Annotated in this window: 20 protein-coding genes; 11 read left to right on the forward strand and 9 right to left on the reverse strand. The window is 36.8% G+C overall.

Features of this window, described 5'->3' with window-relative positions; translation table 11 throughout:
- Window positions 1-24 precede the first annotated feature (24 nt).
- From AC07N0_RS14380 to dprA, 7 genes are all read left to right on the forward strand, one after another.
- Entirely contained in the window at window positions 25-1,821 is a 1,797-nt protein-coding gene (locus AC07N0_RS14380) for a RagB/SusD family nutrient uptake outer membrane protein (RefSeq protein WP_494589717.1), read from the forward strand.
- A 231-nt stretch (window positions 1,822-2,052) separates the two neighbouring features.
- On the forward strand, window positions 2,053-3,669 hold the full coding sequence (locus tag AC07N0_RS14385; RefSeq protein ID WP_494589718.1) for an endo-1,4-beta-xylanase: 1,617 nt from the start codon (window positions 2,053-2,055) through the stop codon (window positions 3,667-3,669).
- A 263-nt stretch (window positions 3,670-3,932) separates the two neighbouring features.
- Window positions 3,933-4,820 (forward strand): oxygenase MpaB family protein, encoded by an 888-nt coding sequence (locus AC07N0_RS14390; protein ID WP_494589719.1) that lies wholly within the window; start codon window positions 3,933-3,935, stop codon window positions 4,818-4,820.
- 73 nt (window positions 4,821-4,893) lie between these two features.
- Entirely contained in the window at window positions 4,894-5,904 is a 1,011-nt protein-coding gene (locus AC07N0_RS14395; protein ID WP_494589720.1) for a type IV toxin-antitoxin system AbiEi family antitoxin, read from the forward strand.
- Window positions 5,876-6,724: a nucleotidyl transferase AbiEii/AbiGii toxin family protein gene (locus tag AC07N0_RS14400; RefSeq protein ID WP_494589721.1), complete on the forward strand. Its 849-nt coding sequence runs from the start codon at window positions 5,876-5,878 to the stop codon at window positions 6,722-6,724. The genes AC07N0_RS14395 and AC07N0_RS14400 overlap by 29 nt, the downstream gene beginning before the upstream one ends.
- Window positions 6,725-6,805: 81 nt before the next feature.
- Complete coding sequence (locus tag AC07N0_RS14405) at window positions 6,806-7,174, forward strand: MerR family transcriptional regulator (protein ID WP_494589722.1); 369 nt, start codon at window positions 6,806-6,808, stop codon at window positions 7,172-7,174.
- 49 nt (window positions 7,175-7,223) lie between these two features.
- A complete protein-coding gene (dprA, locus tag AC07N0_RS14410; protein ID WP_494589723.1) occupies window positions 7,224-8,342 on the forward strand; it encodes a DNA-processing protein DprA in 1,119 nt (372 codons plus the stop codon).
- A gap of 435 nt (window positions 8,343-8,777) precedes the next feature.
- Here dprA and pyrE read toward each other — a convergent pair whose 3' ends face one another.
- Complete coding sequence (gene pyrE, locus AC07N0_RS14415) at window positions 8,778-9,416, reverse strand: orotate phosphoribosyltransferase (RefSeq protein WP_309919504.1); 639 nt, start codon at window positions 9,414-9,416, stop codon at window positions 8,778-8,780.
- Window positions 9,417-9,553: 137 nt separating this feature from the next.
- Between pyrE and AC07N0_RS14420 the strand changes: the two genes are divergently transcribed.
- The gene (locus AC07N0_RS14420; protein ID WP_492803492.1) at window positions 9,554-10,234 is read left to right on the forward strand and encodes an NUDIX hydrolase; all 681 of its coding nucleotides are present in this window, start codon (window positions 9,554-9,556) and stop codon (window positions 10,232-10,234) included.
- Window positions 10,235-10,242: 8 nt separating this feature from the next.
- On the opposite strand, the gene AC07N0_RS14425 is transcribed toward AC07N0_RS14420, so the two are convergent.
- From AC07N0_RS14425 to AC07N0_RS14440, 4 genes are all read right to left on the reverse strand, one after another.
- Window positions 10,243-11,679: an ATP-dependent DNA helicase gene (locus AC07N0_RS14425; RefSeq protein WP_494589724.1), complete on the reverse strand. Its 1,437-nt coding sequence runs from the start codon at window positions 11,677-11,679 to the stop codon at window positions 10,243-10,245.
- Window positions 11,680-11,683: 4 nt separating this feature from the next.
- Window positions 11,684-12,319 carry a retron system putative HNH endonuclease gene (locus AC07N0_RS14430; protein WP_494589725.1) on the reverse strand — a complete coding sequence of 212 codons (636 nt, stop codon included), beginning with the start codon at window positions 12,317-12,319 and terminating at the stop codon, window positions 11,684-11,686.
- Window positions 12,320-12,326: 7 nt separating this feature from the next.
- Window positions 12,327-13,625 carry an AAA family ATPase gene (locus AC07N0_RS14435; RefSeq protein WP_494589726.1) on the reverse strand — a complete coding sequence of 433 codons (1,299 nt, stop codon included), beginning with the start codon at window positions 13,623-13,625 and terminating at the stop codon, window positions 12,327-12,329.
- Window positions 13,626-14,132: 507 nt separating this feature from the next.
- Window positions 14,133-14,750 (reverse strand): porin family protein, encoded by a 618-nt coding sequence (locus tag AC07N0_RS14440; protein WP_492803498.1) that lies wholly within the window; start codon window positions 14,748-14,750, stop codon window positions 14,133-14,135.
- A 213-nt stretch (window positions 14,751-14,963) separates the two neighbouring features.
- Here AC07N0_RS14440 and radA point away from each other — a divergent pair, with 213 nt between their 5' ends.
- Window positions 14,964-16,340 carry a DNA repair protein RadA gene (gene radA / locus AC07N0_RS14445; protein WP_494589727.1) on the forward strand — a complete coding sequence of 459 codons (1,377 nt, stop codon included), beginning with the start codon at window positions 14,964-14,966 and terminating at the stop codon, window positions 16,338-16,340.
- A 254-nt stretch (window positions 16,341-16,594) separates the two neighbouring features.
- Here radA and AC07N0_RS14450 read toward each other — a convergent pair whose 3' ends face one another.
- Complete coding sequence (locus tag AC07N0_RS14450) at window positions 16,595-17,011, reverse strand: hypothetical protein (RefSeq protein WP_494589728.1); 417 nt, start codon at window positions 17,009-17,011, stop codon at window positions 16,595-16,597.
- A gap of 427 nt (window positions 17,012-17,438) precedes the next feature.
- Here AC07N0_RS14450 and mutS point away from each other — a divergent pair, with 427 nt between their 5' ends.
- Window positions 17,439-20,129, forward strand: a complete 2,691-nt coding sequence (gene mutS / locus AC07N0_RS14455) for a DNA mismatch repair protein MutS (protein ID WP_494589729.1) — start codon at window positions 17,439-17,441, stop codon at window positions 20,127-20,129.
- 235 nt (window positions 20,130-20,364) lie between these two features.
- The gene (locus AC07N0_RS14460) at window positions 20,365-22,869 is read left to right on the forward strand and encodes a T9SS type A sorting domain-containing protein (protein ID WP_494589730.1); all 2,505 of its coding nucleotides are present in this window, start codon (window positions 20,365-20,367) and stop codon (window positions 22,867-22,869) included.
- A 59-nt stretch (window positions 22,870-22,928) separates the two neighbouring features.
- On the opposite strand, the gene truA is transcribed toward AC07N0_RS14460, so the two are convergent.
- The 3 genes from truA to AC07N0_RS14475 all read right to left on the reverse strand — a co-directional run bounded on the left by truA (window position 22,929) and on the right by AC07N0_RS14475 (window position 25,368).
- Complete coding sequence (gene truA / locus AC07N0_RS14465; RefSeq protein ID WP_492803505.1) at window positions 22,929-23,660, reverse strand: tRNA pseudouridine(38-40) synthase TruA; 732 nt, start codon at window positions 23,658-23,660, stop codon at window positions 22,929-22,931.
- Window positions 23,661-23,947: 287 nt separating this feature from the next.
- On the reverse strand, window positions 23,948-24,664 hold the full coding sequence (locus AC07N0_RS14470) for a YebC/PmpR family DNA-binding transcriptional regulator (RefSeq protein WP_492803507.1): 717 nt from the start codon (window positions 24,662-24,664) through the stop codon (window positions 23,948-23,950).
- Window positions 24,665-24,822: 158 nt separating this feature from the next.
- Window positions 24,823-25,368, reverse strand: coding sequence for a nuclear transport factor 2 family protein (locus tag AC07N0_RS14475; RefSeq protein WP_494589731.1), 546 nt, complete (start codon window positions 25,366-25,368; stop codon window positions 24,823-24,825).
- Window positions 25,369-25,462: the final 94 nt, after the last annotated feature.

Here is a 25,462-nt window from a genome sequence, read left to right on the forward strand (position 1 = left end):
TTAACATTTTTTATTCGATACATAATGAAATTAAAACATACATTTTCAGCTTTTCTATTGGGCATAACGGCATTTGCTTTTTCTGGGTGCCAATCGGTCTTGGAAGAAACCCCAAGAACTGCCTTTACGATAGATTATTTCAAAACGCAAGACGGTCTGCAATCTGCTATTTATACCGCTTATGCAGGGTTAAGATATGACTTCGGCCCCATCGGGGCAATGGTCTTGGGGAATGTTGGGACAGACGAATTTACCTATGGCGACCAAGGAGCTTCTGGGCAGACACTGGAATGCGGTATCTATAGCATTAGCCCTACCAACGGCGCCATTGGTACACCTTGGAACAGGAATTATTCCAACATCAATCTTTGTAATGCCGTAGTGGAATTTGCCCCAAATGTGACGATGGATGCTACGAACAAAAGCAAATTGTTAGGCGAAGCCCGTTACCTGAGGGCGATGTACTACCTATTGTTGGTAGAAAATTTTGGAGCCGTTCCGTTAGACTTAGGTTCTGGCGATTTGAAATTCAATAGTACGCCTAGTTGTACTTTTAGAAGAAATGACCCAGATTTGTTGAAGAAAAACTTCCAGTCAATGGTAGATGATTTATTGTTTGCGGCTGAAAATCTCCCAGACCAGCGTCCTGCGGGGGAATATCGTTTGGCGAAAGGAGCAGCTTTGCATTTATTGGCAAGAGTATATACGTACCGTGCCTATTCGGCAGTAAAGCAAGCAACCGATTTTCAGAGTGCCTACGACACTGCTAAAAAACTAATTGACGGTAAAGCCAAATATGGTACAGATTTATTACAAGACTTTGGCGATGTACACAAAGAAGGAAACGACTATAACAAAGAATTGCTTTTTGCTGTAGAGCGCTTGCCATTGAACAACATTGCCAACGAAGTAGTAAACCCAAGTTCGGATTTTGACCAAAAGGTGAATATTTCTTGTAATATGTTTGTATCTAACTATACGGCTGTTACCAAAAATGGTGTGACGATTTTCCCTGTCCGTGTATTACAATATGGTCGTCCGCTTCGTCAGTTTTGCCCAACCCGTTGGACATTAGATGTAGCCTTTGCAGACAAGCTAAACGATAGCCGTTTTAACAATACTTTCCGAGATACTTATCCAGTAGCTACTTTTTACACGGCTGGTTCATCAGACTACACCAAATATGTAGCTGATATGGCAGCAATAGGTTTTGCGTTGGGCGATACCGCTTTTTATATCGCTCCAACCGATGCCATTGCTAAAACGTTGAAAGCGGCTAATAAAAAGTATGTGATTTATTCACCTTCGGAAACGTATAGCAATCAAAACAGGGCCAATAATATTTATCCTGCTTTGAGAAAATACGAGGCCGTCAACCGTAACTCTTACCAAGATATATCTGGTCGTCCGTTTGTGGCAAGTAAATTTTCAGAAGTGTATTTGTTAGCCGCAGAGGCTGCTATGGCTTTAGGAAAAAATGCAGAAGCAGCACAGTTTATCAATGTGTTACGTGACAGAGCAGCTTATCGCCCAGGACTTTCGGCAACAGAATTAGCCAGTAGAAAAGCTAAAATACAGGTGTCAGCAAGTGATATTACGCTAGATTTTATCTTGGATGAACGTACCCGTGAATTATGTGGAGAAAGCATCCGTTGGCCAGATTTAGCCATGCGTGGCAAGTTGGTAGACAGGGCTAAGAAATACAATCCAGATGTTACTAACCTGCAAAGTTTCCATTTGTTACGCCCAATTCCACAGTCGCAATTAGATGCAACGTGCGAAACAGATAAATCTCAATATCAAAATCCGGGGTATAATTAATATAATATTTGAGTTGCAAATAATTGAGAATAATCAAAAAGAAGACAAAACCTGATGTTCTTTGGTTTTCAACCTCACCCCCAACCCGACTACGCGTCCCGCTCTTTTCAGAGAGGGGAACGTTTGAGCTCAAAAGCCCCTTCTCTGAAGGAGAAGGGGTTGGGGGATGAGGTTGAGTGCAGAAGAATATTTACTTTTTACTTCTTTCCACGATTGATGAACAGACAAAACATGAAAAGACATACATTATTATATAAGCTAGCACTAGTAGCCTCGATGGGCTTGTCGAGTGCTTGCGAAAAAGACCCCATTAATATTCTTAATGCCAATACTTACACAGCGGATGGCACGTTGAAAACCGCTACAACGGCCTTCCCAGTAGGATTGAGTATTGATTATGATTTATTTCTGAACAATGCTCAATATCGTGCTGTAGTAGCGGCTGATGCACAAAGTACTACCTTCGGCTATCACATGAAGCACGGAGCATTAGTAAGAAACGACGGAACGATTGACTTTACCAAAGCGGATGCCTTGTATGATGCCTGTAAAAGTGCAGGTATCGAAGTATTTGGTCATACGTTGGGTTGGCACCAAAACCAAAATGCTACCTACATGAAAACGATAACAGGCGGAGGCTCTGGTCCGACGGCTGTAAACCTTGTTGCTAATGGTAGTTTTGAAAGTGGCTCGGGTGATAATTTTAATAACTGGGGGAAATACAACGGAGGGACATCATTAGTAGCTACTACCGTTACCTCAGAAGTTCAGGCTGGTACAAAGGCATTGAAAGTAATTGTAGCTGCCGACGGTAATCCTTGGGCTGTACAAATGGCTAGTGACGAGTTTGCTACTACGGTAGGCAAAACGTATAACATGACGTTTTTTATCAAATCGGCTGTTGCAGGTGGACAAATGCGTATATCTACAGGCGGTACGGGTTCAACGGCTCAGTATTCTGGGAACTACTCAACCTCGACAGATTGGGTACAAAAAACGTATTCCTTTACGGCTAATGGCCCCCTTACGCGTGTATTGATTGACATCGGGAGCAAAGCCAATACGTATTTTATGGATAACGTCGTGGTAGTAGATGCCTCTGCTTCTGTGCCACCAACGGGCGGAGCCTTGGTAACGGCAGTTGATAATGCCTTGAAAGATTTTATTACACAGACGGTAACGCATTACAAAGGAAAAGTAAAAGCTTGGGACGTGGTCAACGAACCAGTCTCTGAAAGTGGTACATTGCGTACGGATGCTAACACCACGGTAGCTGCGACAGCGACAGACTTTTTCTTTTGGTCTAAATACTTAGGTCGCAACTGGGCATTAAAGGCATTTCAATATGCTGCCGCTGCCGACCCAACGGCTGAGTTGTACATTAACGATTATAACTTAGAGTCGAACAGTGTAAAACTAGATTCTTTGATTGGCTATGTAGCAGAATTAAAAGGCAAAGGAGCGAAGATAACTGGAATCGGCACGCAAATGCACGTGCTTTGGAATACGCCTTATAGTGGTATTGATAATATGTTCAAGAAGTTAGCCGCTACGGGTTTAAAAGTGCGTATTTCAGAACTAGACGTTCGGGTGAATCCTAACAAAAAGGCTCAGTTTGTCTTAAACAAGCAATTTGAATCATATCAAGCTGATATGTATGCCTATATTGTACGTTCTTATTTGACAAACGTTCCTGTAGCACAGCAATCAGGGATTACGATTTGGGGAATATCAGATAATACAAGTTGGCTGTATGAAAATGGCTTAGATTTTCCTTTGTTGTTCAATAAAGATTATTCTAAAAAAGCGGCGTATTATGCTGTTTTGAAGACTTTGAAGGAGAAGTAGTTTAGGAAGTTGTAGGTAATCAGTCACCCGTGGTCTGTAGCACACAGACCACAGTGCTTGACTATTTATGTTCTGTGTGCCACAGACCATGGGGAAGTACAAACTGATGGCATGACTTCAAGTCATGCCATCAGTGAGACATAAATAAGCTTGAATAAAGAATATAAATACCAAGAGAACCTTAAGAATAGCTAAATTTGCTATACCTTAAGGTTTTTCTATTTTTTGACTTTTATTACATAAAAAGTACCCACGCTATCATCATGAAAAGCTACGCTAAAAAAGCCTTTATCTTTCGAGATTCCGCTATTCAAGCAGAAATCAATGCGCTTGATGCTGTCAATGATCATCAGCGAATAGTGTATTTATTGACGGCTTATGAATTTACTTTTGATATGGTACGTGCCTTAGAATTAGCCTTGTTTCATACCTATGCTAGTCCGAGTATTTCGGGACTCTTGCAAAAGACAGGAGAGTTTGAGCGAAGAGGACAAAAAAGATATGATGATACAGGCATCCTGATTGCCCAATTTATGCAAGCAGGTTATGATAGCGAATTAGGCAAAAGGGCAATTGCTCAGATGAATAAAATTCACGGTCATTATCGCATTGCCAATGACGACTATCTATTGGTATTGTCCACCTTCGTGTTTTATCCCATCAATTGGATGGAAACAAATGGTTGGCGAAAAATGACTGACAATGAGCAGTTAGCCTTGTTTCTCTTTTTTAAAGAAGTCGCCAAACGCATGAACTTAGTAAATATCCCTGAAGATTTAGCTGCTTTAAAATCCTTTGCAGCACAATACGAAGAACAATATTTTTGTTATGCTAAAAGTAATGAAGTAATTGCCGATGCGACTATTAAGATTGTTGCCAATTGGTTTCCAAGCTTTTTGAGGTTTGCGGTAAAGCCTGTTTTTGCGGCATTGATTAATGAAAAACTACGAGAAGCCTTTGGTTATAAAAAGCCTTCTGAGCTATTTTGTGGATTGCTCCATGCCAGTTTTCAGGTAAGAAAACAATTTTTAAAATATATTACGTTTAAAAAATATCCTACAGAAATATCCAATACCTATTATCGAACCTATCCAAAACATGAGTTTACGATAGAAACCCTTGGCCCTGAATATTTAACGCGGAAGAAATAATTTGTAAAAGTGTATTTTGTTCGGTAAATTTACTTTGTTCGTTTATTTAGAACAATGTATAAATCCGAACAAAATGGAGAATCAACAAGAAATAGCCTATTTGGCAATAGATACTTTTAGTGAAATAAGTCATTTAGATGCGACATTTCAAGTTAGCAAGAATGATAAAATAGATGGCTTTTTAACAATAAAAGATAAAGAAAATGACCAAGAAATAAATTTAGCAGTTGAGATAAAAACCAAACTACAAAATGCTCATATTGCAAAGCTATTGTTGCAAAATAATGAGCATGAGCATTTTATCGTAATTGCTGAAAGTATCATTCCTGATTTACGCAAAAAATTAAGAGGATTGCATATTAATTACTTAGATATTACTGGGAATGCTTATATTAAATATCCGAATGTCTTTTATTTTGTTGAAAATAATAAAATAAATTCATCAAAACTGTATGCTAGCAATAGTCCTTCTGCAAAGAAAACATTGACAAAAAATGGATTAAAACTTGTGTTTCATTTGCTTGAACATCCTGCTCTTTTACAGACAACCTATCGTAAAATGTCAGAGGTCGCTCAAGTTAGTCTTGACACAGTACATAAAACGATTGTAACGTTAAAAAACTTAGGGTTTATTATTCCTCTTGATGGTAAAAAGGATTATTTGTCAAATATTCCAAAGTTATTTGAACGTTGGATGATTGATTATGATGCAAAGCTTAAACCAACTTTGTATATTGGAAAATATAGAAGCTTACCCAATATAGATTGGAAAAGTATAACCTTAGATAATAAAAGTAAATGGGGTGGAGAAGCTGCTGCCGAAATCTTGACAGACTATCTAAGAGCTACAAATCTTACACTTTATACAGAAGATGGAAGAAGTGAACTTATGAAAAAATATAGGCTCGTTCCTGATAATGTAGGGAATATTGATGTATTTCATGCGTTTGCAAAAACGGATGAAGATACTAATCAAACAGTAAGTCCTTTATTAGTCTATGCCGATTTAATAAATTCTACAGATTATAGAAATCAAGAAACTGCACAAAAAATCTATGAAAAATTCGTTCAAGATAAGTTATGAACAAATAAGAACAGAAGCGCTAAGAAGTGTTTTTGAAGCTTTTGAAAGAGCCTTCGTTAATACAGGTGTTGATTTTTATGTAATTGGGGCGTTAGCGAGAGATTATTGGTTTTCAAAGCATCACATAGAGACCAAAGGAACTAAAGATATTGATATAGCGATTCAGATTGCTAATAGTTTGAAATTTGAAGCAATAAAACAATATTTAGTAACATCAGAAGGCTTTACGATTCATAGTGAAAATCCTATTTTAGTATTTGATGCTCATGGTATTCAAATTGATTTGTTGCCATTTGGAGCGGTTGAACAGGATGGGAAAGTGTTTTTAAATAGTCGGGCTTTTCCTGAAATAGATGTGGTAGGAATTAAGGAGGTTTTTGAAAGAGGCGTCATTGAAGTGAATGAAAATGGATTGGTCTTTAAATTATCGAAGCTAGAAGGTATTGTTATTTTAAAATTTATTGCTTTCAACGACCGTCCAGAAGATAGAGGAAAAGATATTGTTGATATTGGAATGATTTTAAAAAACTATTTCGATATAGCCAGTGATGACATCTATGATTTTCATCAGGATTTATTTGATGAGGATTTAGGAATAGAATATATTGCAGCAAGAGTATTAGGACGAGAAATGCGCCATGTTTTGGCATTATCCCAAACACTTGATACTAGGATACAAACAATTATTGAGGATGAAATGATGCTCAGCCAAGAAAGTTATATGCTGAGAATTTTAGTTACGCAAATACCCAATACTAATATTAGTTTTTGGAAAGAAATGTTGATTAATCTTTTGAAAGGAATTAGAGAAAAAAGTTAAACTTTTAATTACTCCGTCAAGTATTCTACAAAAGTTCTATCTTTGCAATGTTTATTAAATCCTTATTTTGTTTCTTTATAAATGGAAAGTATTGCCCTAACCAAACGATATTATTCAATTTCGGAAGTTGCCCAGATGTTTGATATGAACATCTCGAAACTTCGTTTTTGGGAAGAGCAGTTTCCTTCTCTGGAACCTAAGCGTGATCGTTCGGGCGATAGAAAATACACCCAAGAGGATATCAAGCATCTTGAAGAGATTGTAGATTTGGTTGAAAATCAGGGATATACCATCGAAGGAGCGAAAAGAGCATTAGAGAATCAGAAACGTAAAAAACAAGAAAACCAAGCGATTATCGATAAGTTAACAGAAATTAAGAAATTTATGAAGAGTCTTCGGGAAGCGATGGATGAGCCAAACGAGGAGTCTGAAAAATTAGCCGATAGTTAATTTTATCATCTACCATCAATCAAAATTTATCAAATTCTACCTTATTAATATGTCTACAAAAGAAAAATTACACTACCAAATTGCACTAACCTTGATTCCTAAAATCGGAGATGTGCTTATTCGTCAACTTATTAGCTACTGTGGCTCAGCAGAGGAAGTCTTCAAAACACCTGTTTCTAAACTACTCAAAATCCCGAATATCGGTAAAACATTAGCCCTGAATCTTCAAGATAAGTCTGTGTTAGACAAAGCATTTGCCATTATTGAAGAAGCAGAGAGACAAGAGGTTAATTTGCTGTTTTATACGGACAAAAACTACCCGAATCGGCTAAAACAACTTTATGATGCGCCAGTATTATTGTATTATAAAGGGAATGCCAATTTGAACCATACCAAGACAGTCGCCATTGTAGGCACTCGTCAATGTACTGAATATGGCAGAAATGTTACAGAAGAAATCATAGATGATTTAAAAGCTTTTAATCCTTTAGTCATCAGTGGATTGGCTTATGGGATAGATATTGCTGCCCACAAAGCTTGCTTGAAAAGCGATGTTGCTACGTTGGGAGTAATGGCTAGTGGTATCAATTTTATTTATCCTTATCAGCACAAAAATACGGCTATTCAAATGCAGGAAACAGGGGGGATTATTACCGAACAAACGTTTGGAGTACAACCTGACCCAAGATTTTTCCCACAAAGAAATAGGATAATAGCTGGAATGTCGGATGTGACAATTATCATTGAAGCCGCCGTAAAAGGAGGGGCTTTGATTACGGCAGAATATGCCAATAATTACCATCGTGATATTTTTGCAGTGCCCGGACAGCTAGGCAAGTCCTTTTCAGAAGGTTGTAATAAACTTATCAAAGAAAAAAAAGCGGAGATTTATACCAGTATTAAGGATGTAGTAGAAACATTAAATTGGGATTTAGTAGGGCATGAGAAAAACCATAGCCTTAAAAACACATTAGACTTGACCAATTTTACTGACGATGAGAGTCAGGTGATGGCACTGCTCCATAAAAATCAGGTGATGGAAATAGATGTATTGGCTTGGCAGTCTCAGATTCACATTGCCAAATTATCATCATTATTGTTGAATTTGGAATTTCAGGGTGTATTGAAATCCTTGCCGGGGAAGAAATATGCTATTTCAATGCGGTAATTGTTAAGGTAATTGTGTTTTGGATGTCAGCTTTCAGCTTTATTCAAATGTTATGAGAAATTCGCAATATCTCATGTTTGTGAATTTCTCATAACATTTGAATTTTTAAAAGATTTCATAGATTTTGAATTTATACTCGACCTTACTTTTTGTCTTGATACAAAAAGTAACAAAAAAATCAAGAATTCCTAAACTCGCTCCGCTCAAACAGTAGGAATTCGATATCTCTGAATCAGCAAAAAGCGGTCTAAATTAGTTTAGGCCGCTTTTTTGTAATTTAAATTCGGTATGACCTATGTTTGATGTTTTCCGAATTCCTACTGTTTGAGCGGAGCGAGTTTAGGAATTCTTGATTTTCTTTTGTTACTTTTCTTGTATCAAGACAAGAAAAGTAAGGACTAGACGATAATAAATTTATATTTAGCTAATAGCTGATTATACTTTCCATTCCGAAGGATTATGTCTCCATTCTTGCAAAGTGATTTGCTGACTTTCAGAAACATAGTTTTTAGCCACTGCTTCCTTAATAAGTGTTTCATAATTACTCAAAGTATACACTTTCAAGTTTTTCTCAGCGAAATTTTTGTCCGCAATCTCAAAGCCATACGTGAAAATAGAAACCATTCCTAATACATTTGCTCCAGCTTCACGCAAAGCATCCACTGCTTTTAAAGAACTGCCACCTGTTGACACTAAGTCTTCAATTAAAACTACTTTTTGTCCAGCCTTAATTTTTCCTTCTATTTGGTTACCCATACCATGTTTTTTAGGTTCAGGACGAACATAACAGAAAGGAAGGTCGAGCCAATCTGCTACTAATGCTCCTTGTGCAATACCTGCTGTAGCAACGCCAGCAATAATATCAACATCGCTCCAATAAGCTTTAACAGCCGATGCAAGCCCATTTTTGATAGCAGTACGCACTTTTGGATACGAAAGCGTGATTCTATTATCACAGTAAATAGGTGAGTTCCAGCCAGATGCCCATTTGAAAGGTTGGTCGGGGCTTAGTCGAACAGCCTTAACTTCAAGTAACATAGAAGCGACTGTTTCTGCAAGAGTACGTTGTGCCATTTTGGGGTTTTTGTTAAATCTATGTGCAAAATTAAAAACTCTCAGTAATGTTTCGTAACAAAAGTTTAATTTTACGATGAAATATAAATTTTCATTTTAATTCACGAGCAAATCATTAGGGACCAATCAAACTAAAAATGATAATTTTCATTAACGAAAGACCTATCAAGGTCATTGGGAAAAAGAAAGCCCAAGCACTCACATCAACAGAATTTGACCACTTAATAGATGCTCAGCTAGAAGCCATTAAAGCCAATAGTCTACAAGGACACGTATTGATTATCAATGTGCTTTCTCCGACGGTCTCTAGGTTATTTACTATTTTAAAAAATGACGAGCTTCCTAATTTACAATCCATAACGTTAGTTTCAGCCAATAAAGATGCTACCGAAGACCAAATCAAATCTCAATACAAAGTTGTGCGAGCCGCAGGAGGCGTGGTGAGAAATGAAAATGGTAAAGTATTGATGATGTATCGTTTGAAAAAATGGGATTTGCCCAAAGGCAAATTGGATAAAGGTGAATCTTTCAAAATAGCTGCCGTACGTGAAGTAGAGGAGGAGTGTAATGTTAAGGCCAGATTAGAAGAAAAAATCTGTACGACTTACCACACCTATACCTACAAAAACGAAGCTATTTTGAAACAGACAAAATGGTATTCAATGGAACTGATTGATGCTGGCAAAATGAAACCTCAGTTGGAGGAAGGCATTGAAAAATTAGAGTGGATGGATAGAAAACAAATCCATACTGCGATGATTAATTCCTATTATTCTATTCGCTTTGTCTTGAAAAAATACTTTTACGAAGGAGAATAGCAGTAGGCTTAATCAAAAAAGTCTGCATGGAAATTTAATAGAAATACTTCATGGGTTGCACGGGTGACAGCCGTGTAAAGCCATCTGATGAAGTCTTCGTTGATATTTTCGTCCGTCAGGTAGCCTTGCTCAACAAAGACAGCATTCCATTGTCCACCTTGCGACTTATGGCAGGTAAGGGCATAAGCAAATTTTACCTGTAGAGCATTCAAGTAAGGGTCTTTCCTGATGTCTTCGTTTCGGAGTTTTTTACTGGCTATGTGGGCATAATCAGCCGAGACGGAATCATACAGTGCTTTGTTTTCATCTTTTGACATCGCAGACGTGTTGGTATAAAGCGTACTGAGCATTACTTTGGCATCGATGGTCGGATGGTCTTCATAATCTAGCAGTCTGAGCGTAAGGGTAGCAAACCTAAAACCATGCATTTCTTCGATACCCCTGATTCTCATCACCTCCACGAAATCTCCATTGGCCAAAAAGCCCGCAGGCGAATCCTCCGCAAGCCAATGATAGTTATTTCTGACAATCATGAGTAAGTCGCCCGTCGATAATTCATCTTCCATCGAAAAGATTTGCTGACGGATATAACGGTTATACTGAACAGCCGTTTTATTAGAGCGCGTCAGGATAATCGTGTTTTCACGACCAAACTTTCGGTAAGCATAATTCAGCCCATCTTCTAGTTTCTCACCCGTCATTTTAAAGAAATCCTTAAAGCCTTTGGTATTAAAACTAATTTGAGGTTTTTCGTCTTTTAGAATATCACGCAGATTGGTTGCATTAAACAAAATGCCCGATTCTGCATCCTGACGCATTACTTCGGTTAATTCCTGTTCCATGACACCCACATGAAACTGACCTTCCATATAACCTTTTTCTAGGGCAGGAGACATCAACTTGCCCACAGGAGGTAATTGAGCGGTATCGCCCACAAAAATCACTTTATTAAAATTATAATCAGCCTCAGGATGTGTAAAAATAAATTTCATCAAGTCGGTCAATAATCCTGGCGTACCAAATTCAGCATCATCCGAAATCATCGAGGCCTCATCAATGATAAAAATAGTCTTGGTCGCATAATTATTTTGTAATTGAAACTCCAAACTACCCGTATACTGATTAGCTACTTGTCTGTAAATCTTTTTATGTATCGTCAGCGCTTTGGTTTTAGAATAGTTGCCCATCACCTTAGCAGCCCGCCCTGTAGGAGCAAGGAGGATAGCTTTGTAGCCAAATTTAGGCAACACCTTCATAATCGTACTTAGCACGGTAGTCTTACCCGTACCAGCATAACCCTTCAACAAAAAGCATAAAGGTCCAAAATCATCTTGATTAGGGATGAATTTATCCATTTTCAGGAAAAGGTCTAATTGCCCATTGGTAGGTTCAAAGGGGAACTTTTGGCGTAGTAAGAAAGAGGGGGTGGGTTTTTCTGTTGACATTTATTCAAAAATATAAGAGTTCTTCAATGAAATTTCGGTAATCGTAGTCGTTAATATCAAATTCTTCTATTGAATTAGTTATTTCTCTTCTGAAATTCCGAATAGCTCTTAATCGCATTTTAATTATACTTTTATCATTTAAATTAAAAACTTTTATAGTCGCTTCAGCTCGCGCTGAATATTCTTTTCCCTTTGTTTCATTGACGAGAATCTCTCCAGTACTTGTGTCAAAAAAGAAGAAATGACTGGGAATATAATCATCAGCATCAGGTCGTAAAATTAAGTCATTATATTGAGCTAACTTAGGTTTATTACACCCTCCACAAGCTAGAAATAGATTTGTCCAATCGTATGCTAGTCTTGTGAACTCAGGGTTACTAATAGGTTTGAAATGATCTATTTGAAGGTCTATTTTACCTCTTTCATCAAGCGGATATTTATCACAATATGAACAATGATTGTGTGTTAAGTTACCAAGAGCTTTTACAATTTCATCATGATAATTTGTAGCCCCTTTTCTCCAACTCAGTTTGTGTGTAGGATTTTGTTGTCTTTTTTCGAGAAATTTTTCAGTCCATTCTTTTGATTTCTCTATTAGTATTTGAGGTTCTGATGCAGCACTTCTTGTTATTTTATACATTTGAAAACTAGGCGATAACTTGTTTACGAATTCTGTTAATTTGATGTATTTGCGGAGTAATGAAAGACATAATTTCGTCAGGTCTAGTTTGATTTTGAAAGATTGAAATAATTTGTTGCCATCTTTCTAACCTTGCTTCATTACCTTTTAAAATTTCTTTTGTGATTTCTCTGAATTCTTTGAGTAGTACTTCAATGTCTTTACCAAATCGCTCTTTAATACCAAAAACTTCTTCTAAAATAGTATCGTAACTCTCAGCATCCTCTGTTAAAACAGGCTCGCCATCCAAAACCGCATAAGCGCCTTCTTTCTTTAATTTATGCACCCAAGCACCATCCACAGAACCCACTACAAAAGGAGAATGCGTAGAAATGAAAATCTGTGCATTTTTAAAGAGCTTTTGAACGACAGGCAAAATTTTACGTTGCCAAGCTGGGTGAAGATGTACTTCTATTTCGTCTAAGAAGAGGATGAAGTTTCGGTCGAAGATTGGCAAATCTTTTTCCCATACCATTCTATCTAATCGCATCAATAAATCCCCGATCCAAGAAATCAATGATTTTAAGCCGTCTGGCAAAGTATCAAATGATAATTGTTGGTTATCAATAATTATAGAAATACTAAGGGGGTCATATTCAAAGTCAAATATAATATTGCTTGAGGTTATTGAGCTTATTGTACTTTCAATTCGTTGAACAGACTCTTTATATTTATCAGCTTTTACAATATCATTTTTCCCTCTTGCAATAAATTCTTTAGTTTTAATATTTGCAATCCATTGAATTAATGTTTTTGGGTCTATGTTCTTATTGAATTGGAGAGCATTTACTAAAGGATGAGTTGTTATCTCTTCCATTGCATTTATTTCAATATCAACAATATAACGATTACTTGTATAAGCAAAAAAGGCACAAGAGGGGATTTCGTATTGAAAAGTTGCATTAGAATCTATTTCTTGTAATCTCTTAACACGACTTCTTAACGGGATTGTAATTTCAATTTGATTTGTTTCATTTATTAGAAAAGGATGTGAAAGTGGAAATTCAACGGTATAATTAACTTTTTCAATTGTTGGATTGAATGGTTTTCTAAAGTTCCAACTTCTTTTATAAATGCTATCATCATTATTTTTATCGGCAATACTTGCTAACAACATTAAAATCGTACTCTTCCCAGTCCCATTCTGACCAGTCAAAATATGAATTTCAGCTTTTTCAGGGTCAGTCTTTTTAGGAAAGTCCATTTTTAGATGCTCAAAAGCTCCTATTTTATTGATTTCTAAACTTTCTATCCGAAAATTTTCCATGATATCTTTGGCTTGTTTTCTTAAAAATACTCAAAATATTGATGTAATCACTTATCAAGTCTAAATCAATAACATTTTTTCAAAATGCTAAGTTTATACCTGAATCGGTGCTTGGCTATTGGGAAATAGTATTTTGCTTAGAGTATGTTTAAATTTCGAAAAGATTTATTTTTTAAAGTTTTATCCTATCTAGGCGTCAGCATTTAGTGAAATTCCACTGTTTGAGCGATAGCGAGACGGGTCGCCGTTGCGATTGGAATTTCTTGACTTTCTTTTGCGGTCCGCCGCTGCGGTTACTTTTCTTGTGTCAAGACAAGAAAAGTAAGGACTTTGGAAAGGAAATATTGCTTTTTGGATATAAACGAAATATAATTTTCAAACATGTTCTAAATACAAAAGTAAGAAAAGCCATTGATTGAAAGAAGACAGCAATAAAAAAGTGTCAAATCTCAGGCATATTTACCATGAAATCTGACACTTTTACTATCACTATACAATACAAAACACTTAGAATACTCTAAGCCCAATAGTCATTTGCCAAAGGCTTCCTTTTTGTGAATAGTTAATGCTTTTTGATAAATCGACTACATTTGAGATGTCTGAAAGACTACCTTCATAACGTAAATCTACTGATAATGAGCCAATGTCTAAACCTGCACCTGCCTGATACCCATAAGAGGCATTTTTGAATGATTCTCCGATGCTGCTTGAATAGTTTTTCAAGTCATCCCCAATACTTTCTGATACCTTAAATGACGCTAAAGGCCCAGCATTCAGACGAAGAGGTCCAAGCTTATAGCCAATCAATAAAGGTACATCAATACTTGTGTAATCAACGTTTACTTTTTTTGAATTAAAGTCCATGCTTCCACCCTTTGCCGAGAAAATTAATTCTGGCTGTAAAAATATCGTGTTCCCAATGCGGAAATATACGCCACCAACATAACCCGTTTTTGTATCTAAACTTTGTTGTAGATTTGCCCCAGCCGACTGATTTTTGAAATCAGTTTTTAATTGAGAAAAGTTTACACCACCTTTGATACCGAAGGTAAATTGAGCAAAAACACTGCTGGTTTTTGTCAAACAAAATAGGACGAGGAGTAATAAGATTTTTCTTTTCATCATAAGTAAGAGTTTGTTTCAACGACAATATAACGGTATATTTTAGACAAGAAGTACTTTATTCTTCATTTTTTTTAATATAATTTAGTAATCGGTAGGTATTTTTGATTTTAAATAAGTAATTGACAAATAAATGTGAGTATAGTCCTAGCGCAGGATTAATTAAGAAATTATAATTCTTGTTATCTGTTGATAATGAGTGTGTTAAATGTAAATATGGCAAAAGTAAAAACCTCATTTTTCTGTCAAAACTGTGGGAATCAGGCTCCTAAATGGCTGGGTAGATGTCCCGCTTGTGGTGAATGGAATACCTTCGTAGAAGAAGTAGTACAGAAAGATGAACCCACAAAAGGCTCTTGGAAAGTGTCTACTTCGTTGAAAGTAGCATCAAAACCTAGGGCTATTCAAGAGATTAATTATCAGGAACAAGACCGAATTTTAACAAAAGACAGAGAGTTAAATAGGGTATTAGGAGGAGGCATCGTATTAGGTTCTTTAATCCTGATTGGCGGTGAACCGGGCATTGGGAAATCGACGTTGATGCTCCAAATTGCCTTGATGCTTGATAACTACAAAGTATTATATGTTTCTGGAGAGGAATCAGAACATCAAATCAAGATGCGGGCAGAACGGTTGGAAAACAAAAGTGATAATTGCTTTATCCTGACAGAAACCCAAACTCAAAATATCTTTAAGCAAGTAGAGACTTTTGAACCTGATATTTTGATTATCGACTCTATCCAGACGCTACAATCATCTTTTATCGAAGCTGGAGCAGGAAGTGTGTCGCAAGTAAAAGAATGTGCGGCTGAATTAATGAAATTCGCAAAAGAATCAGGCACGCCTGTGTTTATCATAGGACATATCACCAAAGACGGTTCGTTGGCTGGTCCGAAGGTATTAGAACACATGGTAGATACCGTCCTTCAGTTTGAAGGCGACCGCCATTTGGCGTATAGGATTCTACGCACTACCAAAAACCGTTTTGGAAGTACGTCTGAACTAGGCATTTATGAAATGCTCAATTCGGGATTAAGAGAGGTATCTAATCCTTCCGAAATCTTGATTTCGCAAAGGGATGAAGACTTTTCTGGAATTACCATCGGGGCTATGCTAGAGGGCAATCGCCCGTTGTTAATAGAAACCCAATCGCTAGTTTCTATCGCTACTTATGGCACACCACAACGAAGCTCGACAGGGTTTGATGCCAAACGATTGAATATGCTGTTGGCAGTATTGGAAAAAAGAGGAGGATTTAGATTGGGCAATCAAGACGTTTTCTTGAACATTGCAGGAGGTTTGAAAGTAGAAGACCCTGCCATTGATTTGGCAGTCTGTGCGTCTATCGTATCTTCTTACGAAGATATTTCTATACCGAGTACCATTTGTTTTGCGGCAGAAGTAGGGCTAGGTGGAGAAATCAGGGCGGTAAATCGCATTGAAAATCGTATTTCCGAAGCCGAAAAATTAGGTTTTAAAGAAATATGGATTTCAAAGTTTAATGCCAAAGGCTTGGATGTAAATAACTATAAAATCAAAGTCAGCATGGCTTCAAGATTGGATGAAGTGTTTATGCAGATTTTGAGGAAATAATTTGAATATGAGTTACCCTTAATTTAAAAATTATAAAAAAGTGGTCTAAATTAGTTTTAGACCACTTTTTTGTGATTGATGGACAACGAATTCCTACTGTTTGAGCGAAGCGAGACGGGTCGCCGTTGCGATTAGGAATTCTTGATTTTCTTTTGTTACTTTTCTTGTATCAAGACAAGAAAAGTAAGGACAACGAGATAGGATAAAATCTATAAAAGCTCATTATTTAAAGAAAAATTCGGTATCCCATATTTTTATAAATCATTCCCATGTATACTCAATGAGATTAAGGTATAAATGATATTCTGAGTCTTAACACTATTAAAAATCTCCTTCAAATGCTTCGTCAAAGCTTCTTCTGTTTCTATGGCTGAAGAATATAAGGTTGAATCTAAATAGATACTGCAAGGATAGAAAAACAGCGATTTTTGTTCGATTGTTAATAGTGAATACTGATATCCTTTTGAATTGAGAATTTTAGTATCTGGGGCTTCTATTTCAAAGATATACTTAATGATGCCACTATTGTTTTCAATCGTTTTCCTGATACTTGCTTTAATCGTTTGCTGGGTGATTTGTTCTAAAAAACTAGCTTGTTCTAATAAAACTACTTTAGGACTGCGTACGGGTTTATTCAGAGAAAATTCTGGCCAAAGGTTTTCTGATTTCATAATAAGGCGGATATTATAGTATAAATTATGGTTAGTATGTTATTTTTAGACGGTATTCTAAATTAAAATTTCTATGGGTTTTTATTGAAATAGAAAAATTTGTAAGATTAATTTAATATACATTTTTGGGTTAAAATCAATGATTAAGCGGTTTATAACTGATTTTAATCAAAATGTTATATATTTTTTAAGAATAAGAATATAATCTATTTAAGAAATATATTACTTATTAAATCAATTTCAATATAGTGCATTTTTTCAATATTCTTCAATTCTTTTCCCACTTTTTAGAAGTCTTAGCCGCAAGTTTGTATTTTTGTAAAAACATATACATTATTCATCTTCAATAGTTAATTTGATTTTCAATCATTGATGTTCAGCCTACTTTTTGAGCAAATAATACAGATTGATTTTTTTTAATAATCACATGGCAAGACCTTCTAAAAATACTGACGACACAACTAAATCCATCAAAAAAGCTAACGAAACACCCCTTGCCAAACAGTATAATCAAATAAAAGCGCGTTACCCCGGAGCATTACTATTATTCAGAGTAGGTGATTTTTACGAAACTTTTGGAGAAGATGCCGTGCGTGCTTCAAAGATTTTGGGTATTACGCTTACGCGTAGAAATAACGGAACTGCCGACGACCATCTGGCTGGTTTTCCACACCATTCCTTAGATACTTATTTACCACGTTTAGTCCGTGCGGGTGAACGTGTAGCTATTTGCGACCAACTAGAAGACCCTGCCACTGCCAAAGGCATTGTAAAAAGGGGCGTGACCGAATTGGTTACCCCAGGGGTTTCGTATAACGATAATGTGCTTGATACCAAGCAAAACAACTACTTAGCGGCTATCAGTTTTTCCTCTTTTTCTTCGGAAATCATAGGGATTGCTTTCCTAGATATTTCTACGGGAGAATTCCTTTGTTCGCAAGGAAGCCCTGCTTATATCGAAAAGCTTTTGCAAAGCTTTGGCCCATCAGAGGTGCTTTTTTGTAAGAAGAACCGACAAGAATTTACTGCGTTGTTTGGTGATAAGTTCAATACATTCGGCATTGATGATTGGGCGTTTACCCGTGATTTTACCTATCCATTGCTAACGAATCATTTCAAAACCAATTCGTTAAAAGGTTTTGGGATAGAGTCGTTGGCAGAAGGTATCATTGCCGCGGGGGTAGTGATGCACTATTTGGCAGAAACAGAACATAAAGAGGTAAGCCATATTTCCAGAATCAATCGACTGGAAGAAGAAAAATATGTGTGGTTGGATAGGTTTACTATCCGCAATTTAGAATTGGTCTCTGCCCAACAAGAAGGGGGTATTTCCTTGATTCAAATTCTTGACCAAACCATGACTCCGATGGGAGCGAGGTTGCTCAGGAAATGGTTAGTATTACCTTTGAAAGAAAAATCTTTGATTCAAGAGCGTTTAGAAACGGTTTCCTTTTTCAAAGAAAATACTGATTTGCGTGAATTTATTGAGCAACAGCTAAAACCCATTGGAGATTTAGAACGCCTTATTTCAAAAGTAGCTGTTCGTAGAATCAATCCGCGTGAACTAGCTACCTTAAAAAGAGCCTTGTCGCGTATAGAACCTATTAGGGAATTATTGATAAATTCAGTGCATTCTGAAGACAAAACAAAATCGGCTCAGACGGCCAATGTAACGATGTTACGGAAGTATGCCGACCAGTTGAATCCTTGTCAGTTTTTGTTAGATAAAATTGAAAATGAGTTGCGTGACGAATCATTGCCAATTGTGACAAACCAAGGATGTATGATTAAGGCTGGGGTAGATGAAGAACTAGACAGGCTTTTAGGCATTGCTCATACGGGGAAAGACTTTTTATTACAATTACAAAATCGTGAAATAGAGCGTACAGGAATTTCGTCGTTAAAGGTTTCTTTCAATAAAGTATTTGGGTATTATCTGGAAGTGACCAATGCCCATAAAGATAAAGTGCCGAACGATTGGATTCGTAAGCAAACTTTAGTGAATGCCGAACGATACATTACCCCCGAACTAAAGGAATATGAAGAAACCATTTTGGGTGCAGAAGATAAAATTGCAGTGATTGAATTCAGAATTTTTAATGAATTAGTCAATGTCGCAAACGATTATGTGCATCAGATTCAGCAGAATGCTAAAATCATAGCTGTATTGGATGTACTGACGAATTTTGCGAAAATTGCGGAGAAAAATAATTATGCTAAACCTCAAGTGTCTGATAGTAAAGAACTTGTTATTAAAGACGGTCGCCATCCAGTTATTGAACAGCAATTGCCTTTAGGAGAAAATTATGTCCCAAACGATTTGTTTCTGGATGATTCAAGCCAACAGATTATCATTATCACAGGACCCAACATGGCGGGTAAATCTGCCCTCTTACGTCAGACGGCCCTTATTGTGTTAATGGCACAAATTGGCTGTTTTGTGCCTGCTAGTGAAGCTAAAATTGGGGTTGTCGATAAAGTATTTACCAGAGTAGGAGCAAGCGATAACCTTTCAAAAGGGGAGTCGACTTTCATGGTAGAAATGACTGAAACGGCAAGTATTTTGAATAACCTGTCAGATAGAAGTCTTGTGCTAATGGATGAGATTGGTAGAGGAACTAGTACCTATGATGGCGTATCTATCGCATGGGCAATTGCTGAACATTTGCATAATCATGCGAATTATCGTCCTAAAACACTCTTTGCTACGCACTATCATGAATTGAACGAACTGGCGAATGATTTTCCAAGAATCAAAAACTTTAATGTTTCAGTAAAGGAAATCAACGGCAAAGTAATTTTTATGCGGAAGCTAAAAGAAGGTGGTTCAGAACATAGTTTTGGTATTCATGTGGCGCAGTTGGCAGGTATTCCACAGCCAGTGGTGTATCGTGCAAGTGAGATTTTGGTTGAACTAGAAAAAAATCGCTCAAAAGAACAGCATCGCCAGACAATTAGAGATATGCCTAAACAGAATTTCCAAATGAATATTTTCGGAGGCGAAGCTAATCCTAAATTTGAAAAAATCGAAAAGCTATTAAAACACCTTGACATCAATGCGATGTCGCCAATCGAAGCACTTTTGAAATTAAATGAGGTGAAGAAAGCTATTGAATAAGTTCAGTTCAATAATTTGAAAACCGTGTTCTGTGGCACACAGAACACGGTTTGAGAACACCAACAAAGTCAAACTCTTAGTCACTAGGGAGGGACTTAAGTCCCTCCCTAGTGACTAAGAGTTTGCTGTCAACAATAGTCTTGATATTGAACTATAAGATTATGTTTATAAATTTATAGTTCAATATACAACATAATGTTATCCTGTAGTTGTCTAAATCAATGATATAATATTTATGAAAAAAGCTTTTATCCTATTTATGATAGTTTTGTGTGGCAATGTTGGGTTTGCTCAGCGTTTCTACGCTACTATTTTTGATAACCTCCCTCAAAGCTATCAGCTCTATCCAAGAAATGAAAAAAACGAAGCCTCAGTTCCTATCTCTGGAAGAATAGAACTGGAAGGCTGGTCATATTTTTCCCTCAAAGTATATCGAAATAAGCAATTAATTGCCTATCAAAGAGCCCCTGTTAGCTATAAGAATAGTCTAGGTACTTTTGCCTTTACGCCTGTTGTGATTAAAGCCGAAAAAGCGGAATACGACTTTAAAATATTTGCTGTAAAAGGAACAGATTCCTTGGATTTGGTTACCAGAGAAAATGTAGTCGCTGGCGATGTGTATGTAATTACGGGGCAATCAAACTCTACTGCATTTTTTTCAGAAACCCAAACGAATGAATTTTGTAGAACCTTCGGTAAAATAACAGGCACTTATAATGTGGAAGCGTATAATCCAGCCGATACGCTATGGACGTTATCTAACCAAGAAGTATATTTCAAAAATGTAGGAACGCTTGGCTATCAATTTCAGAAATACATATTAGATAATTTTGGTATCCCTACTTGTTTGATTAATGCAGGCTTTCACTGGTCTTCTGCTCGTCAGCATGCCAATCGTACGGCATCCAACCCCGCAGATTTGAACAATGGTTATGGTAGAATGCTATATCGTTTGCAAAAAGCAGGGGTAGACAAATATGTTAAAGCACTAATTTACAGACAAGGAGAAACGGAAGCTTATGGTGAAGGGGCTGATTTTGGAGGATACTTCGATACGTTTTATAAGAACCTGAAACTAGATTTACCGTCTATTAAACAACTCTACGTCTATCAAATAGACATTATCAATCCAGCTGTGGGCGAAGCTCCCAAAGTGCGAGAAACCCAAAGAGCTTTGGTTGATAAATATCAGAACCTACAGGTGGTGGCTTCCATAGGTACAGCAGGTTTTGATGGGTTACATTATACTACAGAAGGCTATACCCAGAATGCTATAGAATTAGGCTGGTTGGCTGGTCGTGATTTTTATAATGTATCAAATACGGATAATATAGATGCTCCTAACGTCCGAAAGGCGTACTTTTCTCAAGCCGATAAAAGTGAAATAACTATCACTTTTCCAGTGGGGCAGGAGCTTACTTGGAACGAGAAAACAAGGAATCTTTTGATGAAAGATTTCTTCTATTTGGATGGTGTCGCGGGCAATGTAGTGAGCGGCACGACTGTCGGGAATAAAGTAATCTTAAAATTAAAGACGAGTAGCTCGGCTACTAAAATATCTTATTTGCCTTCCTTTATAGAACCCACCAGTCCCGACTATCCCTATACTGGTCCATACATCACGAATAAAAAAGGGTTGAGGGCACTTTCTTTTTATGAATTCAAATTAGAGGAAGTTCCTACTACTAAGCTAAATGCTGTGGCTACTAATTTTGAAACGATAAAATTACAATGGGAGGCTATCGCAGGCATTAATGGCTATATTATAGAAAGAAAAACTGCGTCAACAGCTTTTCAACAGATTGCCCAATTGAGTGCTAATATCTTGGTTTATGAAGATAAATCTTTGAAAGGAGGAGAGCTTTATACCTATCGCATAAAAGTAGTGGGCAATTATTGGGAGTCGCTGTACGCGAATGCCGAAGCTAAAACGCTTGCTTATTTAGCCACACCTGCATTGGCTGTAAACATTGTTTATAACAATTCCCTGAGTCTTTCATGGCAAGCTGTTACTCAATCAACTGCTTATCAGATTGAAAGAAAAGTAGGTACAGAAGATTTTAAACTATTGAGTACCCAACCTGCCAATCAGTTGACGTTAGTGGATAAAGATTTAACGCCTAATACCACGTATGCTTACAGGATTAAAGCCATCGGAAATCTGACAGAATCATTATATACTACTGTAGAAAGTAAGACTCCTGCATTATTAGCAACCCCTGTGTTACAAGCTGAATCAGTAGCCTATGGCATTGCTAAAATTTCATGGAAGAGCATTCCTAATGCGACTAGTTATGTGTTAGAAAGAAAAGTGACTGAATCAGGGAGCTACGCGGAGTTAGCCAAATTAGATGCTTCAAGAACTGATTTTCTGGATATGCCACTCACCGAAAAAACGAATTATTATTATCGTTTAAAGGCTTTTGGAGATAAAACAGAGTCACTGTATGCTGCTATGTTGACTGTTACTACACAATCAGTTTTGGGGGTAGAGGAGGAGCAAAATTTGGGTTTGAAATTATATCCTAATCCGAATAAAGGACTTCTGATAATTGACTTTCCGAAATCGGTAAGTGGACAAATTTCAATCATTGATTTTAGAGGTGCCAAATTATTAGAAGAGTCAATTAAACAACACGATAAGCATCAAATCGATTTAAGTCATTTAGCGAAGGGAAATTATATTGTCATCTTTAATAATAGCGATACAAGTATCTCTAAAAAACTTATCCTTGAGTAATGTTTTGGGTATTCAAGGATAAAAATATTCTTGAATACCTGATTTTTATGAAAGCCTGTCTAATAATTAACTTCCATCAAAAATAGTCCTTGCGGAGGGGCAGCACCACCAGCTTTTTGGCGATTTTTAGATTGAATGATTTTTTCAAAGTCTTCGATACTGATTTTGCCCATTCCTACCTCAATCAACGTTCCGACGATGGCTCTTACCATTCCCCTGAGGAAACGGTTTGATTTGATGTGAAATACCAAGATACCATTTTCTCTTTCTTCCCAACGTGCTTCCATGATGGTACAGTTGAAAGTGAATACCTGCGAATGCAATTTGCTAAAGCATTCAAAGTCTATGTACTGGAAAAAGTATTTGCAGGCCTCGTTCATGGCTTCGATGTTCAATTCAGGCGTGAATTGATAACATAAATCTATCAAGAATGGATTTTTCTTTCGGGAGATATGATATTCGTATTTTCGTGAACTTGCCTCAAACCTAGAGTGATAATCATCTGCTACTTCAAAAATGTTTAAGATTGAAATATCAAAAGGAAGCATTTTGTTCATTCTGTAAACGATATTCGCTGGATTCGGAATGGCTTCTTCTAAATCAAAATGGGCCGTTTGGTGCTTGGCATGAACGCCCGTATCAGTTCTGCTACTTCCTACAATTTCAATCGGTTTTCTTAATAAAATAGACAGTACTTTTTCTATCTCTCCCTGAATAGTACGGGAGTTTTCCTGTGCTTGCCAACCACAATAATTTGTGCCTTTATATGAGCATTCTATAAAATATCGCATTTGCCTTTAAAAGGTAATAGTTGTATGAAAGGAAACATGGGCATCCATAATTCTATCTAAATTCGTAAAGTTAAAGGGTTTTACAGTTTTGGACTTGTTCTACTTCTTACTTTTTGTCTTGATACAAAAAGTAACAAAAAAATCAAGAATTCCTAAACTCGCTTCGCTCAAACAGTAGGAATTCGGGAAATACTAATCAAAAAGAAGCGGTCAAAACTCACTTTTGACCGCTTCTTTTTGATGTTAAAACTCGAGATGACTTATGTTCAATGAATGTATGAAGAAAACTATTTCATATTATGATACACGTTCTGAACATCGTCATCTTCTTCCAAACGTTCGATTAGTTTTTCAACATCGGCCATTTGTTCTTCCGTTAGTTCTTTGGTATCATTTGGAATTCTTTCAAAATCAGCACCTAATAATTCAAAACCTTTTTCTTCCAAGAACTTCTGGATAGCTCCAAAGGCTGTGAATTCTCCATAGATGTTTACTTGATTGGTTTCTAAATCCAAGAAAATCTCGTCAGCACCGTAATCAATTAGTTCTAATTCTAATTCTTCAACGTCTATTTCAGCCGTTTTAGCGATTTTGAAAACAGATTTACGTTCGAAAATAAAATCTAACATCCCTGTTGTACCTACGCTACCTCCACATTTAGTAAAATGACTTCTGATATTGGCAATAGAACGATTGGTATTATCTGTAGTACATTCTACTAATACAGCAACACCATGCGCCGCATATCCTTCATACACAATCTCTTTATAGTCTTCTTGCTCTTTAGATGATGCTTTTTTGATAGCACGCTCCACATTGTCTTTCGGCATATTTACTGCCTTGGCATTCTGGATAATGGCCCGTAAACGTGAATTTGAATGAGGGTCTGGTCCACCCGATTTTACTGCAATGACAATATCTTTACCGATTTTGGTAAATGTTTTTGCCATTTGTCCCCATCGCTTAAATTTTCTTGCTTTACGAAATTCAAATGCTCTTCCCATTTCTATTTTTAATTGTGATTGCTACCTTTTCTTTTTGAGTTTGCAAAGTTAGGAATTATTAGGTTTTTACGCAAAGGAGAGTTTGTTTTAGCCTTTGCGATTCTACAAAAAAAGCCCATGAATTTCACGGGCTTCTCAAGAATTATATTTTTGTTGACCTACCAACCATCATCAGCTTTTGGTTTTACGTTGGCCGCAGATGATTTTTTTACGGCTGGTTTGTTCGTAGCAGCTACTGGGCTTGCCGAAGCAGCAGTTCCTTTCGCTTGCGTATCCAAGTCTGTACGGCTGAAAACACGGCTAACGATTTTCCAATCGTTGCCAAATTTTAGCATACTCAATAAGTCAACATATTTAAAATCACCGAAACGTAATTCAACGGTTGCTAAGGCAGATACCCCAATGTATGAATATCCAACTAGTTTTGTCGAACCTCCTTTTGTTTCTATTCCTCCAGCAGGAGTCGTCGAAATAAATTTAGCCACAGGAATATCTTGCAAAGCGCCTGTATTCGTATTTACAGTCCTGAGCATAGCCGTTGGGTGAAAAGCAAGGTTCAAGCGGGCTGCATCACCTTTTAAAACACCATCCAAATAATTATTTACACAAGTTTTGATAGCATCGTCTTCACTCTGTGCCTTTACAGAAAATGAAAGACATAACAACAAGCAAAAGGAATGGAGGAGTAACTTTGAGATTCTCATGTTTTTTGTAATTTTCATAAAGGTTTTTGTCCCTCTAAAATTAGCTTTTTTTTATGATTTAACGACTTTTTTAATACTTTATTATTGAGTAATT

The sequence above is a fragment of the Arcicella sp. GW821-FHT09D11 genome, from assembly GCF_059416265.1.

Coding starts and splice junctions, on each gene's coding strand:
- truA (WP_492803505.1), bottom strand. CDS start 23,660: ATGCGATATTTTATAGAATGCTCATATAAAGGCACAAATTATTGTGGT.
- AC07N0_RS14460 (WP_494589730.1), top strand. CDS start 20,365: ATGAAAAAAGCTTTTATCCTATTTATGATAGTTTTGTGTGGCAATGTT.
- AC07N0_RS14420 (WP_492803492.1), top strand. CDS start 9,554: ATGATAATTTTCATTAACGAAAGACCTATCAAGGTCATTGGGAAAAAG.
- pyrE (WP_309919504.1), bottom strand. CDS start 9,416: ATGGCACAACGTACTCTTGCAGAAACAGTCGCTTCTATGTTACTTGAA.
- AC07N0_RS14395 (WP_494589720.1), top strand. CDS start 4,894: ATGGAGAATCAACAAGAAATAGCCTATTTGGCAATAGATACTTTTAGT.
- AC07N0_RS14440 (WP_492803498.1), bottom strand. CDS start 14,750: ATGATGAAAAGAAAAATCTTATTACTCCTCGTCCTATTTTGTTTGACA.
- AC07N0_RS14400 (WP_494589721.1), top strand. CDS start 5,876: ATGAAAAATTCGTTCAAGATAAGTTATGAACAAATAAGAACAGAAGCG.
- AC07N0_RS14470 (WP_492803507.1), bottom strand. CDS start 24,664: ATGGGAAGAGCATTTGAATTTCGTAAAGCAAGAAAATTTAAGCGATGG.
- AC07N0_RS14430 (WP_494589725.1), bottom strand. CDS start 12,319: ATGTATAAAATAACAAGAAGTGCTGCATCAGAACCTCAAATACTAATA.
- AC07N0_RS14385 (WP_494589718.1), top strand. CDS start 2,053: ATGAAAAGACATACATTATTATATAAGCTAGCACTAGTAGCCTCGATG.
- AC07N0_RS14475 (WP_494589731.1), bottom strand. CDS start 25,368: ATGAGAATCTCAAAGTTACTCCTCCATTCCTTTTGCTTGTTGTTATGT.
- AC07N0_RS14390 (WP_494589719.1), top strand. CDS start 3,933: ATGAAAAGCTACGCTAAAAAAGCCTTTATCTTTCGAGATTCCGCTATT.
- radA (WP_494589727.1), top strand. CDS start 14,964: ATGGCAAAAGTAAAAACCTCATTTTTCTGTCAAAACTGTGGGAATCAG.
- dprA (WP_494589723.1), top strand. CDS start 7,224: ATGTCTACAAAAGAAAAATTACACTACCAAATTGCACTAACCTTGATT.
- AC07N0_RS14405 (WP_494589722.1), top strand. CDS start 6,806: ATGGAAAGTATTGCCCTAACCAAACGATATTATTCAATTTCGGAAGTT.
- AC07N0_RS14435 (WP_494589726.1), bottom strand. CDS start 13,625: ATGGAAAATTTTCGGATAGAAAGTTTAGAAATCAATAAAATAGGAGCT.
- AC07N0_RS14450 (WP_494589728.1), bottom strand. CDS start 17,011: ATGAAATCAGAAAACCTTTGGCCAGAATTTTCTCTGAATAAACCCGTA.
- AC07N0_RS14425 (WP_494589724.1), bottom strand. CDS start 11,679: ATGTCAACAGAAAAACCCACCCCCTCTTTCTTACTACGCCAAAAGTTC.
- mutS (WP_494589729.1), top strand. CDS start 17,439: ATGGCAAGACCTTCTAAAAATACTGACGACACAACTAAATCCATCAAA.
- AC07N0_RS14380 (WP_494589717.1), top strand. CDS start 25: ATGAAATTAAAACATACATTTTCAGCTTTTCTATTGGGCATAACGGCA.